1 pseudogene is annotated in these 270 nt (G+C 52.6%); it reads right to left on the bottom strand.

Annotation, left to right across the window (positions count from 1 at the left end):
- Positions 1-158: pseudogene (locus QMN38_RS26840) on the bottom strand (cysteine dioxygenase); the annotation flags it as partial.
- Positions 159-270 lie beyond the last annotated feature (112 nt).

The raw sequence follows: 270 nt of genomic DNA, 5'->3' as shown, positions 1-270 counted from the left end.
AGGGTGTACTCTTCCGGCAGCCAGTCGTCGTAACGCACCAGCGCCGCCAGCCGCTGCGCCACGGCGTCAAGCAGCGGGGCGGCCTGGTGGTGTTCGCGGTGCAGGCGGTCTACCTCATGAATGAAATGGCGTAATTTTTCCAGTCGTGGTGCAGTCATGTGCGGTTCCTGTCAGAGGGACTGGTCAAAACGCTAACAGAGGCGTTAATATTATTTAAATGCAATTTACGCATATATTAATATGCAAATTTCACATAAGGATCCTATGCGC

It is taken from the genome of Citrobacter sp. R-1.5.2, assembly GCF_035064245.1.
In the GTDB taxonomy this organism is placed as follows: Bacteria; Pseudomonadota; Gammaproteobacteria; order Enterobacterales; family Enterobacteriaceae; genus Citrobacter.
This window is presented reverse-complemented; position numbering and strand designations above follow the sequence as displayed.